The organism is Agrococcus sp. ProA11 (genome assembly GCF_039880525.1).
Lineage (GTDB): Bacteria > Actinomycetota > Actinomycetes > Actinomycetales > Microbacteriaceae > Agrococcus > Agrococcus chionoecetis.
On sequence record NZ_CP156989.1, the window covers coordinates 1,221,596 to 1,234,920 of the forward strand.

Here is a 13,325-nt window from a genome sequence, read left to right on the forward strand (position 1 = left end):
GCTCGGCTAGCCTCGTGTGCGATGAACCAGGTCGAAGTCCTCATGACCGGGTCACCGGTGCCTCGCTATGCGCACCCGGGTGACGCCGGTGCCGACCTCCATGCCGCCGAGCCGCTGACGCTCGAGCCGGGCCAGCGCGCGCTGGTCGCGACCGGGATCGCGATCGCACTGCCGGACGGATTCGCCGGATTCATCCACCCGCGCAGCGGCCTCGCCGCCAAGCACGGCATCACGATCGTGAACGCACCGGGCACCGTCGACGCCGGCTACCGCGGCGAGATCAAGGTCAACCTGCTCAACACCGGCAGCGAGCCGCACCGCATCGAGGTGGGCGATCGCATCGCGCAGCTCATCGTGCAGCGCGTCGAGCAGGTGCGCTTCATCGAGGTGGAGCGGCTGCCGGGATCGGATCGAGGCGAGCGCGGGCACGGGTCCACCGGCTTCAGCGCCGCGCCAGAGGGGATCACACGATGACGGACACCACCGACGACCAGCAGCTGCCGGACGACGAGGAGCTGGTCGAGAAGAGCGCTCCGGAGGATCGCGCGGCCGTGGGGCCGCTCGACGAGGCAGAGGCGCCCGTGCGGCCCTATGTCGATCTCGGGGGCTTGCGCATCGTGCCGCGCCCCGGCATGCAGATGCGGCTCGAGGTCGAGGAGAAGACCAAGCGCATCGTCGCCGTCACGCTCGAGCACGACGGGTCGACCGTGCAGCTGCAGCCGTTCGCGGCGCCACGCAGCGAGGGCATCTGGGCGCCCGTGCGCGAGGTGCTGCGCGCCCAGCTCGAGCGGCAGGGCGCCGCGGTCGACGAGGCGGAGGGGCCGCTCGGCCCCGAGCTGCGCGCACGGCTGCAGGTCGGCCCCGATGGCGCGCCTCGCGCCGTGCGCATCGTCGGTGTCGACGGTCCGCGCTGGATGCTGCAGGGCCTCATCGGCGGCCCGGCGGCGATCGACGAGCAGCAGGCGGCAGCGGCGATCGAGCTGTTCCGCTCCACGGTCGTGTGCCGCGGCGCCGAGCCGATGCCGCCGCGGGAGCTCATCCCGCTGCGCGCGCCGAAGTCGGTCTGATGGTGCCGGCCGGATCGCAGCCGGACGCGGAATCGCAGCCAGAGCCGGAGGCCTCGTTCTCTGAGCAGGTGGGCGCGGCGATCCGCGGCTCGAAGCTCGGCCAGCTCGATCCCACCGCGAAGCCCTCGGCGCACGCGCTGCTCGCGGCGATGGGCGGGGTGCGCGGCATCGTGGAGTCGCTGCTGCCCGGCATCCTCTTCCTGATCCTGTACACAGCCACGCGAAACGTCTGGATCGCGGTGCTCGTGCCGCTGGCGGTCTCGCTCGGCTTCGTCGCGTGGCGCGTGCTCCAGCGTGGGCAGCCGATGCTCGCCTTCGCGGGCCTGATTGGCGTCGGGATCTCGGCGGTCGTCGCGCTGATCACCGGCCAGGGGGAGGACAACTTCCTCTGGGGCTTCATCGTCAACAGCGTCATCGTGATCGTGCTGCTCGCCAGCATGCTCGCGCGCCGACCGCTCGTCGGCGTCATCGCCGGGGCGCTGACCGGAACGCCCCACGCGTGGCGGACCGAGCGTGCGAAGCGCGCCGTGGCGTGGCGCTCCACCGTGCTGTGGCTGATCGTCATCGGCGCCCGCCTGGCGTTCCAGGTGCCGATGTACCTCGCAGCCGATCAGGGTGTCGCCGGCGCGGTCGAGCTGCTCGCGGCGACCAAGGTGGTGATGGGCGTGCCGCTCTATCTCGCGACCCTGTGGGTGACGTGGCTGATGGTGCGCACGGTGCTGCAGCAGCCCGACGCCGACACGCCTGCCGATCCGGAGCGGCCGACGATCCGGTAAGATATCTTGACGTCAAGATATATCGCTTCGATCCCGCCCATCGCGTCGGCTCGAGGCATAGACTCGGGGCGCAGTCAGCGCATCCCGTGAGACCCCGAAGGAGTCACGATGGCGAATCCGAACAGCTTTGACAGCAAGAGCTCGCTGTCGGTGCGTGGCACCGACTACACGCTCTATCGAATCGACAAGGTCCCGGGTCACGAGCGCCTGCCGTTCAGCCTGAAGGTGCTGCTCGAGAACCTGCTGCGCACCGAGGACGGCGCGAACGTCACGAAGCAGCAGATCGAGGCGCTCGGCTCCTGGGATGCCGACGCCAGCCCCACCGTCGAGATCCAGTTCACGCCCGCTCGCGTGGTCATGCAGGACTTCACCGGCGTGCCCTGCATCGTCGACCTCGCCACCATGCGCGAGGCGGTCGCAGAGCTGGGCGGCGACCCCACCAAGATCAACCCGCTCGCGCCCGCCGAGCTGGTCATCGACCACTCGGTCATCGCCGACCTCTTCGGCACGCCCGACGCCTTCGAGCGCAACGTCGAGATCGAGTACCAGCGCAACGGCGAGCGCTACCAGTTCCTGCGCTGGGGCCAGACCGCGTTCGACGACTTCAAGGTCGTCCCGCCGGGCACTGGCATCGTGCACCAGGTGAACATCGAGAACCTGGCGAAGGTCACCTACGCCCGCGAGTTCGACGGTGAGCTGACGGCATACCCCGACACCGTGGTCGGCACCGACTCGCACACCACCATGGTCAACGGCCTGGGTGTGCTGGGCTGGGGCGTCGGCGGCATCGAGGCGGAGGCCGCCATGCTCGGCCAGCCCGTGTCGATGCTCATCCCGCGCGTGGTCGGCTTCAAGCTCACGGGCGAGATCGCCACCGGCGTGACGGCGACGGATGTGGTGCTCACGATCACCGACATGCTCCGCAAGCACGGCGTGGTCGGCAAGTTCGTCGAGTTCTACGGCACCGGCGTCGGCGCCGTGCCGCTGGCGAACCGCGCCACGATCGGCAACATGAGCCCGGAGTTCGGCTCCACCGCAGCGATCTTCCCGATCGACGACGTCACGCTCGACTACCTGCGCTTCACCGGCCGCGACGAGCAGCAGGTCGCGCTCGTGGAGGCGTACGCGAAGGAGCAGGGCCTCTGGCACGACCCGGCCGTCGAGCCCTCCTTCTCGGAGTACCTCGAGCTCGACCTCAGCACCGTGGTGCCCTCGATCGCCGGGCCGAAGCGCCCGCAGGACCGCATCGAGCTCACGAAGGCGAAGTCGCAGTTCGCGAAGGACGTGCTGGACTACGCCTCGGCCACCACCTCGAACGACATCGTCGACCTCGAGTCGAAGCACTCGTTCCCGGCCTCCGATCCGGGCAACGCGCCCGGCGACGAGGATGACGACACGCGCGACGTGCACATCAGCAGCGGCCTTCCCTCCGACCTCTCGTCGCCCGTCACGGTGACGAGCGCCGACGGTGAGAGCTACACGCTCGACAACGGCGCGGTCACGATCGCGGCGATCACCTCCTGCACCAACACGTCGAACCCGTCCGTCATGCTCGCCGCCGGCCTGCTGGCGCGCAAGGCCGTCGAGCTGGGCCTGAAGGCGAAGCCCTGGGTGAAGACGACCCTGGCTCCGGGCTCGAAGGTGGTCACCGACTACTACGACAAGTCGGGTCTCACGAAGGACCTCGACGAGCTGGGCTTCTACACCGTCGGCTACGGCTGCACCACCTGCATCGGCAACTCCGGGCCGCTCATCGAAGAGGTCTCCGAGGCGATCAACGAGCACGACCTCGCGGTCACCGCGGTGCTCTCCGGCAACCGCAACTTCGAGGGGCGCATCAACCCCGACGTGAAGATGAACTACCTCGCGTCGCCGCCGCTCGTCATCGCGTACTCCCTCGCGGGCACGATGGACTTCGACTTCGACGCGCAGCCGCTGGGCAAGGGCAAGGACGGTCAGGACGTGTTCCTCGCCGACATCTGGCCCACCGCCGACGAGGTCCAGTCGAGCATCGACTCGTCGATCGACACCGAGATGTTCACCCGCCAGTACGCCGCCGTGTTCGACGGCGACGAGCGCTGGCAGAGCCTCCCGACGCCGGACGGCGACGTGTTCGAGTGGGATGCCGACTCGACCTACGTGCGGAAGCCCCCGTACTTCGACGGCATGACGATGGAGCTCACGCCCGTCAGCGACATCCAGGACGCACGCGTGCTGGCTGCGCTCGGCGACTCGGTCACCACTGACCACATCTCGCCGGCAGGCGCGATCAAGGCGGACAGCCCCGCCGGTCGCTACCTGAGCGAGCACGGCGTCGCGCGGGCGGACTTCAACTCCTACGGCTCGCGCCGCGGCAACCACGAGGTGATGATCCGCGGCACGTTCGCGAACATCCGACTGAAGAACCAGTTGCTGGACGGCGTCGAGGGCGGCTTCACGCGCGACTTCACGCAGCCGGATGCACCGCAGGCCGCGATCTACGACGCCTCCGAGCACTACCAGGAGCAGGGCATCCCGCTCGTCGTGCTGGGCGGCAAGGAGTACGGCTCGGGCTCGAGCCGTGACTGGGCTGCCAAGGGCACGAACCTGCTGGGCGTCAAGGCGGTCATCACCGAGTCGTTCGAGCGCATCCACCGCTCCAACCTCATCGGCATGGGTGTGGTGCCGCTGCAGTTCCCCGAGGGCGAGTCGTGGGCGTCGCTGGGTCTGGACGGCACGGAGTCGATCTCGATCACCGGCCTGACGGAGCTCAACGAGGGCCGCACGCCGAAGACGGTGCACGTCGTCGCCGAGCCGACCGCGCACAGCCCCGAGGGCAAGCAGACGGTGGAGTTCGACGCGGTCGTCCGCATCGACACCCCGGGTGAGGCCGACTACTACCGCAACGGCGGCATCCTGCAGTACGTCCTCCGCTCGCTGGTCTGATCCGGCGCGCGCGCACGGCCCCGACCTCCCCGTGAGGCCGGGGCCGTTCGCTTGCCCGCGTCGCGCCCTCCGCGCTGCCCTCCGCGCTGCCCTCGCCGCTGCCCTCCGCGCTGCCCTCCGCGCTGCCCTCCGCGCTGCCCTCCGCGCTGCCCTCCGCGCTGCCCCTCCGCGCTGGCGGCAGCGCAGATGTGTCGCTATCGGCTCCCAATCGAGCGGCATGCGCGCCGAACGTGACACTTCTGTCGCGGGGAAGTTCGGCGCGGACAGCACACGGGGCATCCATGGGAGGCGGCACTACGATGGTGGGACCATGACGATCCTCGACCAGATCACCGGCCCGCGGGACCTCGACCGGCTCACCCAGGCCGAGTTCGTGCAACTGGCTGCCGAGATCCGCTCGTTCCTGATCCGCGAAGTGTCCCGCACCGGCGGGCACCTCGGCCCGAACCTCGGCGTGGTCGAGCTGACGATGGCGATGCACCGCGTCTTCGACTCGCCGCGCGACGCCTTCGTGTTCGACACCGGTCACCAGTCCTACGTGCACAAGCTCCTGACCGGCCGGCAGGACTTCTCTCGCCTGCGCCAGCGCGGCGGGCTCGCCGGCTATCCGCAGCGCTCCGAGAGCGAGCACGACATCGTCGAGTCGAGCCACGCCTCCTCGTCGCTGTCGTGGGCCGACGGCATCAGCCGCGCGTTCGACATCACCGGGCAGCACGACCGCTCCGTGGTCGCTGTGGTGGGCGATGGAGCGCTGACCGGTGGCATGACCTGGGAGGCGCTCAACAACATCTCCGACGACAACCGGCGCCGGCTGGTGATCGTCGTCAACGACAACGGCCGCTCCTACGCACCCACGATCGGCGGCATGGCGCGCTTCCTGAACGGCGTGCGGACGCAGCGCTCGTATCGCACGCTGCGCGGCACCTCCGAGCGGGTCTTCTCGAAGCTCGGCCACCCCGGGCGGGCGGTCTACCGCGGCGTGCGCGGCGCGACGCACGGCTTCCTGTCGCGCTTCGTGAACAACGAGGCGCTCTACTCGAACCTCGACATCAAGTACCTCGGGCCGGTCGACGGGCACGACCTCGAGGCGCTGCAGGAGGTGCTGACGCAGGCGCGCGACTACGGCTCGCCCGTCATCGTGCACGTCATCACGCAGAAGGGTCAGGGCTTCGACCCGGCGATCAACGATGAGGCGGATCAGTTCCACGCCGTCGGGCAGATCGACCCGGAGACGGGCGAGGCCATCGCGAGCGCGGGCCGCCCATCGTGGACGTCGGTGTTCGCCGACGAGCTGGTGCGCATCGCACGCGAGGACGAGCACGTCGTCGGCATCACCGCCGCCATGCTGCGGCCCACCGGACTCGATCGCCTCGCCGCGCTGGACCCAGCACGCGTGCTGGATGTCGGCATCGCCGAGCAGCACGCGGTGACGACGGCCGCCGGCCTCGCCTACGGCGGGCTGCACCCCGTGGTCGCCATCTACGCCACCTTCATCAACCGCGCCTTCGATCAGGTGCTGATGGATGTCGCGCTCCACAAGGCGGGCGTGACGTTCGTGCTCGACCGCGCCGGGGTCACCGGCCCCGACGGCCCCAGCCACCACGGCATGTGGGATCTCGCGCTGCTGCAGTTCGTGCCGGGGATCCGGCTGGCCGCTCCGCGCGACGCCGCACGACTCGAGGAGGCGCTGCGCGAGGCGGTCGCCGTCGATGACGCGCCCACGGTGATCCGCTACCCGAAGGGCTCGGTGCCCAACCAGCTCGACGCGGTGCGCCGCACGAGCGACGGCGTCGATGTGCTGCTCGAGGCACCGCACCGCGACGTGCTGATCATCGCCATCGGCCCCTTCGCGCAGCTCGCGATGGATGTCGCGCAGCGGGTGCAGGCGCAGGGCATCGGCGTGACGGTCGTCGACCCGCGCTGGGTCGTGCCGGTCGCCCCCTCGATCGTCGAGCTGGCGCGAGACCACCGCATCGTGATCACGCTCGAGGACGGTGTGCGCGTCGGCGGCATCGGTACGCGCGTGCGCCAGGAGCTGCGTGCCGCGGGGGTGGACACGCCCGTCGACGAGCTGGGCCTGCCCGATGCGTTCATCGATCACTCCGAGCGCGGCGAGATCCTCGAGGACGCGGGCCTCTCCGCGCAGACGATCGCGCGCAACATCGTGCAGCAGGTGGTCGGCACCGGCCGCCTGCCGGTGGCGCGCTCGCTGCCGGACGACGACGAGCTGCGACTGGTGCTGCCGGACGCCGACGGAGACGCCGCCTCGAGCGGCTCTGCGCCGCGCCCCTCCGCCTCCTCCCAGGGCAACGACTAGGTTCTCCACAGCAGCGCCGTGCGGCGGCACGGACCGGGCGCCCGATGGGGTTGTCTGCCGCGCATGGATCAGAACATGCCCACCGACCCGCTCGAGCAGGTCGCCGCGCTCGTGCAGCAGGGATTCGTCGCACGCCTGTGGCTCTTCACCATCGCCGCCGATGGCACGCTGCGGCGCGCGGTGCAGCAGATCGACGGCATCCCCGTGTCACCGGATGCCGCCGCGGTGGGAGCGCTGCGTGGCCTCATGGTGCACGTGCTGGACGGCGACGCGGCGATCGTGGCGGTGATCGAGCGCCCGGCGGCGCCGCCACCGAGCCCCGACGACTGGGCGTGGCACGACGCCATCCGCGGAGCGGCGCGCGGCGTCCCGGTGCCGCTGCGCGGCGTGCTGCTCGCGCATCGCGAGGGTGTCGACGTGCTGGAGCCACGTACGCTGGCGGCATGACATGGTTGCGCAGCCCCGGTGCCGACGATGACAAGCGCTCGATGGGCGTGCTGGGCGTGGTCACCGGATCCACGAGCTACCCGGGCGCGGCGGTGCTCGGCGTCGAGGCCGCGTGGCGCACCGGCATCGGCTACGTGCGCCTGTGGGCGCCCCGCCGGGTGCAGGATCTGGTGCTCGCACGCAGGCCTGAGACGGTCTGCCACGCCCTCGGTGAGGCGTCCGGCAGCGTGGACGCCTGGCTGCTCGGGTCGGGACAGGATGCGCGGGAGCGCGATCCGGCGCTCCGTGCGCTGCTGCTCGAGGCGCTCGGCAGCGGTGCGCCGTGCGTGGTCGATGCGGGCGCGCTCGATCTGGTGCGTGGCCACGCGGGCCCGACGGTGCTCACACCGCACGAGGGGGAGCTTCGGCGACTGCTGGGCGGCTCGGAGCGACCGAGTCGCGCAGAGGCAGCGGCGCGCGTCGCAGCCGAGCTGGATGTCGTGGTGGTGGCGAAGGGTGCGCCGACGCACGTCGTCGCTCCCGACGGCTCGATCCGGTCCGTGGCGGCCACCACGCACCGGCTCGCGACCGCTGGCACCGGCGACGTGCTCGCGGGGGTGCTCGGTGCGCTGCTGGCGGGCAGCGCCGCGTTCGCTGCCGACGGAGCCTCGCTCGCCTCCATGGCCACGGAAGCGGTCGAGCTGCATGGCGCGGCGGCCGCGCTCGCCGCCGCCGACGATCGCCCCATCACCGCCCTCGACGTGGCGGCGCAGCTGCCGCGAGCGGTCGCGACGCAGCTCAGGGATCAGTGAGCAGCGCTGCGTCCGCCGGCAGCAGGAAGCCGGTGACGAGCAGCTCCCGCACGCGGGGGAGGAGGTCGGCCGTCAGGACCGGCTCGTCCACCTCGAGCAGACCCGCGATCGCGCCGATCAGCTGACCGACGGACAGGTCGCCGTCGCAGGCGCCCACGAGCGCGGCGAGCGCCGTGTCGACCGACAGCGTGCGCGCGAGCCCGCCGCCCTGGCGCAGCTCGATCACGTTCGGCCCCGCGGCGCCGGGCAGCTGGTGCCGTGCCTCGGTGACGTCCGCGGCCGTCAGCAGGTGTGCATCCTCCAGTGCCGCATCGTCGAGGCCCGAGACCCACTCGGCGAGCCGGAGCGCGGACGCGAGATGCGCGCCGACGTGGGCGAGCTGCACCGGTTGCGCGATGCGCTCGAAGCGCCGGAGGGGCTCCGGACGAGCTGCGCCGCCGACGTGCTCGTGGGGTGTGCCATCGTCCGGTCGACGCAGCGCCAGCCACCCCATCCCGATCGCGGCGACGCCGCGCGCGTCGAAGTCGTCCAACCAGGCGTCCAGCAACCGGGCGTGCTCATCGTCGCGGGGCACCATGCCGCCGTCGCGCAGCCACAGCTCCGCGTACTGCACCGGGTCGAGCGCATCGCGCTCGATGGCCCAGACGTCGAGACCGGGGTCGCTCGCCCAGCCGCGCACCCGGTCCAGGCCCGCGCGACCGTCGAGCGTCTCCCAGTTGCCCAGCAGGCGCGCCTGCCCGCCTGGCTGCAGGTGCTCGGCAAGACCGCCGACCACGGCGGCCATCAGCGCGTCGCCCGCGGCGCCGCCGTCGCGGTACTCGTAGGCGGGCACGTGGGGAGCCCGCGGCGTGATGACGAAGGGCGGGTTCGACGCGATCAGATCGAATCGCTCACCGGCCACCGGCTCGAACAGGGATCCCAGCCTCACCTCGATGCCGTCGACGGCATTGATGGCTGCGGTCAGCTCGGTGAACCAGAGCGCGCGGGGCGAGATGTCGGTCGCCACCACCCGATCGGCGATGCGGCGCAGGTGCAGCGCGATGACGCCGCAGCCGGTGCCGAGATCGAGCGCGGAGGCGACTCGGCCGTGCGGCAGGAGCGCCGTGAGCGTGCGCGCGGCGCCGCCGACGCCCAGCACATGATCGGGCCGCAGCGGCCAGACCCCGGCGAGCTCGTCGAGGTCGCTCGCGATCCACCACGTGCCGGCACCGCGATCGTCGCCATAGGCGTGCGGGCGGATCGCCACTCGGGGAGCGACCGCGGCGCCGCGATGCTCGAGGATCTCGAGCGAGGCCGCGCCGGCGACGCCGAGCGAGGGCAGCGCGTGCGCGAGCGCCTCAGGCGCCACGGGATCCCCGAGCCAGAACGCGCGCAGCAGCGTGGAGAGCGGGCCTGGCTGCTGCAATGACGCTCTGCGCGCGGGCTCGGCCACCATGCGGCCGAGCGCGGCGTGCGCCGCTTCGCCGACCAGCGCAGCGACGCCCTCGTCCGTGAAGCTCGCAGCTGCGAGGTCACGGGCGAGGGCGTCGGTCAGGTCGCGGTGGAGCACCGCACCAGTCTGCCGGAGCGCGACGGTGTCGAGCGTCAGCCCTTCGGGCCGGCGGTCTGCGGGTCGTGGAACGTGCCGCCGAACGCGCGCTGCGATGCACCCGAGCGGTCGAGGAACGGCGTGATGCCACCCATCTGGAAGGGCCAGCCGGCGCCGAGGATCATGCACAGGTCGATGTCCTGGGCCGCCTCGACGACCTGATCGTCGAGCATCCGCTTGATCTCGTCCGCCAGCCCGTCCTCGATGCGCAGCCGGAGTTCCTCGACGGAGAGCGGCTCGGCATCGGCCGGCGTGTGCTTCGCGACGATCTTGCGCGCACGCTTGTCGATGCCCTTGACCTCGCCCTTCGAGTCCTTCTCGAGCAGGATGCCCTGCTCAGCGAGCTCGTGCAGGGCCCGCGACTCGAAGAAGCGGTCCGGGAACGCGCCGTGGTGGGTGTCCAGCACGTGCGCGCCCACCTTGAGGCCCACGAGGTCGAGCAGCACGAAGGGGTCCATGGGGAAGCCGAAGGCGCGCTGCGCCTCGACGACGTCCTCGAACGACGACCCCTGCTCGACCGCGTGCATGGCTTCACCGAGCAGCTTCGCCAGCACGCGGTTGACGACGAAGCCGGGGGTGTCGCGCGTGATGACGGCGTTCTTCTTCAGGTCCTTCGCGACGCGCATCGCCGTGGCGAGCGTCGCGTCGTCGGTCGACGGGGTCTTGACGACCTCGATGAGCGGCATGACCGCGACCGGGTTGAAGAAGTGGAAGCCGACGAGCCGCTCGGGGTTCGCGAGGTTGGCCCCGATCTGCTCGACCGAGAGGCTCGAGGTGTTCGTCGCCATGACCGCGGTCTCGGACAGGTGCGGCTCGACCTCGGCGAAGACCTGCTGCTTGACGCTCAGCTCCTCGAAGACGGCCTCGATCACCCAGTCGCAGTCGGCGAAGTCGGCCTTGTCGACCGTGCCGGTGATGAGCGCACGCAGACGGTGCCGATCGTCGGCGGAGATGCGACCCTTCGATGCGAGCGCATCGATCTCGTCGTGGATGCCAGCGACCGCCTTGTCGACGCGCGCCTGGTCGAGGTCGGTGATGATCACCGGCACCTGCAGGCGGCGCACGAACAGCAGCGCGAACTGGCTGGCCATCAGGCCCGCACCGATGATGCCGACCTTGGTGACCGGCTTCGCGAGCGCCTTGTCCGGCGCGCCCGCCGGCCGCTTGGCCCGCTTCTGCACCAGGTCGAAGGCATAGATCGAGGCCACGAACTGATCGCCGGGGATGAGCTCGGCGAGCGCCTCGTCCTCTGCGGCGAAGCCCGCTTCGCGGTCGTTCTTCTTCGCCAGCTCCATGATGTCGAGCGCGCGGTAGGGCGCGAGCGGCACGGTGCCGAGCTTCTTCTCGAGCGTCTCCCGTGCGATCTTCAGCGCGATCGGCCACTTGACGGTGCGCTCGAGCGTGCCGGGCGCGTGCTTGCGCTCGACCTTCTTGCCATGCAGCACCGCGTCGGCCCAGGCGAGCGAGGCCTCCAGGTAGTTGGCGGGCCCGAAGATGGCGTCGGCGATGCCGAGCTCGAACGCCTCCTGCGGCTTCAGCACCCGGTTCTGCTTCAGCGGGTTCTCGATGACCACCTTGAGCGCGCGCTCGATGCCGATGAGGTTCGGCAGGATCGTCGCCCCGCCCCAGCCGGGCACGAGGCCGAGGAACGTCTCGGGCAGCGCGACGGCCGGCGCCGCGGCGTTGATGGTGCGGTAGTCGGCGTTGAGCCCGATCTCGAGCCCGCCGCCGAGGGCGAGGCCGTTGATGAACACGAACGTCGGGACCGGAGCCTTGTGGAGCAGGCCGAGCACCCGGTGGCCGAGCTTCGGCAGCTCGGCGGCGGTGGCGCGGTCGGGGAGCGCGGTGACGTTCGACAGGTCCGCGCCGGCGGCGAGGAAGTAGGGCTTGCCGGTCACGGCGATGGCGTCGATCTCGCCGTTCGCGCCACGGGCGCGCTGCGCCTCGAGCGTGTCGCCGAGCTCGAACAGCGTCGCCGGTCCGAGCGTCGTGGGACGCGTGTGGTCGCGCCCGTTGTCGAGGGTCACGAGCGCGAGCGTCTTGCCCGAGGCGAGGGTGATGTCGCGCACGTAGCTGTGCGAGACCACCTCGTCGAACTCGGCTGCCGCCAGCAGCGGGAACTCTTCGCGGATGGCCATCACTTGCCCTTTCCGTAGCGCTTGTGGTGCGGGTTCTCCCAGATCACGGTGCCGCCCTGGCCGAGACCGACGCAGAGCGCGGTCACGCCGTAGCGCACGTCCGGGCGCTGCTCGAACTGGCGAGCCAGCTGCAACATGAGCCGCACGCCCGAGGAGGCCAGCGGGTGACCGATGGCGATGGCGCCGCCCCAGGGGTTGACGCGCGCGTCGTCATCGTCGAGACCGAAGTGATCGGTGAACGACAGCACCTGCACCGCGAAGGCCTCGTTGAGCTCGAACAGCCCGATGTCGTCGATCTGCAGGCCCGCCTTGCGCAGCGCCTTCTCGGTCGAGGTGATGGGACCGATGCCCATGATGTCCGGCTCGACGCCGACGAAGGCATAGGAGACCATGCGCATCTTGGTCGACAGCCCAAGCTCCTTCGCCGCCGACGCCGATGCCACGATCGACATGGTCGCGCCGTCGTTGAGTCCGGATGCGTTGCCCGCGGTGACGCGGCCGTGGTCGCGGAACGGCGTCTTCAGTCCGGCGAGCCCCTCCATCGTCGTCTCCGGGCGGGGCGCCTCGTCGGCGGTTGCCAGGCCCCAGCCCGCGTCGGACTGCGTCGCCACGGGGATGAGGTCGGGCTGGATGTTGCCGGCTTCGAGCGCAGCGGCATACTTCTGCTGCGAGCGCATGGCGTAGCGGTCGGCGCGCTCCTTCGTGAGGTGCGGGAACCGGTCGTGGATGCGCTCGGCCGTCTTGCCCATGTTGAGCGCGTCCATCGAGACGAGCTTCTCGGCGACGAACCGGGGGTTGGGGTCCGCGTCCTGGCCCATGGGGTGACGGCCCATGTGCTCGACGCCGCCGGCGATGGCGACGTCATAGGCGCCGAACGCGATGCCGCCGCCGACGGCCGTGACCGCGGTCATGGCGCCCGCGCACATGCGGTCCAGTGCATACCCGGGCACGGTGATGGGCAGGCCCGCCAGCATGCCGACCGTGCGGCCGAGCGTCAGGCCCTGGTCGCCGGTCTGGGTGGTGGCCGCGATGGCCACTTCGTCGACGCGGTCGAGCGGCAGGCTCGGGTTCCGCTCGAGCAGTCCGGTCAGCGCCTTGACCGCAAGGTCGTCTGCGCGCGTGCTCCAGTACATGCCCTTCTCGCCCGCACGCCCGAAGGGGGTGCGGACGCCGTCCACGAACACGACGTCGTCGTTAGCCACGATGCCTCCTAGTGGGGTGGTTGCGGCACCAGTGTAGGAAGCGCGGCGGAGCGGGCGCTCCGCGGTTGCCGCTT

Annotated in this window: 10 protein-coding genes; 7 read left to right on the top strand and 3 right to left on the bottom strand. The window is 71.0% G+C overall.

From position 1 onward, the window contains the following. Positions 1-21: 21 nt before the first annotated feature. From dut to ABG090_RS05875, 7 genes are all read left to right on the top strand, one after another. Positions 22-474 (top strand): dUTP diphosphatase, encoded by a 453-nt coding sequence (dut, locus tag ABG090_RS05845; protein ID WP_347757268.1) that lies wholly within the window; start codon positions 22-24, stop codon positions 472-474. Then, complete coding sequence (locus ABG090_RS05850; protein ID WP_347757270.1) at positions 471-1,067, top strand: DUF3710 domain-containing protein; 597 nt, start codon at positions 471-473, stop codon at positions 1,065-1,067. Before dut ends, ABG090_RS05850 begins: the two co-directional genes overlap by 4 nt. Then, the gene (locus tag ABG090_RS05855; protein WP_347757271.1) at positions 1,067-1,843 is read left to right on the top strand and encodes a DUF3159 domain-containing protein; all 777 of its coding nucleotides are present in this window, start codon (positions 1,067-1,069) and stop codon (positions 1,841-1,843) included. The genes ABG090_RS05850 and ABG090_RS05855 overlap by 1 nt, the downstream gene beginning before the upstream one ends. A 108-nt stretch (positions 1,844-1,951) precedes the next feature. Then, the gene (locus ABG090_RS05860) at positions 1,952-4,768 is read left to right on the top strand and encodes an aconitate hydratase (RefSeq protein WP_347757273.1); all 2,817 of its coding nucleotides are present in this window, start codon (positions 1,952-1,954) and stop codon (positions 4,766-4,768) included. A 310-nt stretch (positions 4,769-5,078) separates the two neighbouring features. After that, on the top strand, positions 5,079-7,085 hold the full coding sequence (dxs, locus tag ABG090_RS05865) for a 1-deoxy-D-xylulose-5-phosphate synthase (RefSeq protein WP_347757275.1): 2,007 nt from the start codon (positions 5,079-5,081) through the stop codon (positions 7,083-7,085). 75 nt (positions 7,086-7,160) lie between these two features. After that, positions 7,161-7,532 carry a hypothetical protein gene (locus ABG090_RS05870; RefSeq protein WP_347757277.1) on the top strand — a complete coding sequence of 124 codons (372 nt, stop codon included), beginning with the start codon at positions 7,161-7,163 and terminating at the stop codon, positions 7,530-7,532. After that, positions 7,529-8,323 carry an ADP/ATP-dependent (S)-NAD(P)H-hydrate dehydratase gene (locus ABG090_RS05875; protein ID WP_347757279.1) on the top strand — a complete coding sequence of 265 codons (795 nt, stop codon included), beginning with the start codon at positions 7,529-7,531 and terminating at the stop codon, positions 8,321-8,323. The genes ABG090_RS05870 and ABG090_RS05875 overlap by 4 nt, the downstream gene beginning before the upstream one ends. Here ABG090_RS05875 and ABG090_RS05880 read toward each other — a convergent pair. Genes ABG090_RS05880 through ABG090_RS05890 form a run of 3 tightly spaced genes read right to left on the bottom strand, consistent with a single transcriptional unit; the run spans position 8,310 to position 13,254 of the window. After that, the gene (locus ABG090_RS05880) at positions 8,310-9,872 is read right to left on the bottom strand and encodes a class I SAM-dependent methyltransferase (RefSeq protein WP_347757281.1); all 1,563 of its coding nucleotides are present in this window, start codon (positions 9,870-9,872) and stop codon (positions 8,310-8,312) included. The two genes, ABG090_RS05875 and ABG090_RS05880, sit on opposite strands and share 14 nt — an antisense overlap. A gap of 35 nt (positions 9,873-9,907) precedes the next feature. Continuing rightward, positions 9,908-12,049 (bottom strand): 3-hydroxyacyl-CoA dehydrogenase NAD-binding domain-containing protein, encoded by a 2,142-nt coding sequence (locus ABG090_RS05885; RefSeq protein WP_347757283.1) that lies wholly within the window; start codon positions 12,047-12,049, stop codon positions 9,908-9,910. Beyond that, positions 12,049-13,254, bottom strand: a complete 1,206-nt coding sequence (locus tag ABG090_RS05890; RefSeq protein ID WP_347757509.1) for a thiolase family protein — start codon at positions 13,252-13,254, stop codon at positions 12,049-12,051. The genes ABG090_RS05885 and ABG090_RS05890 overlap by 1 nt, the downstream gene beginning before the upstream one ends. Between the last annotated feature and the right edge of the window lie 71 nt (positions 13,255-13,325).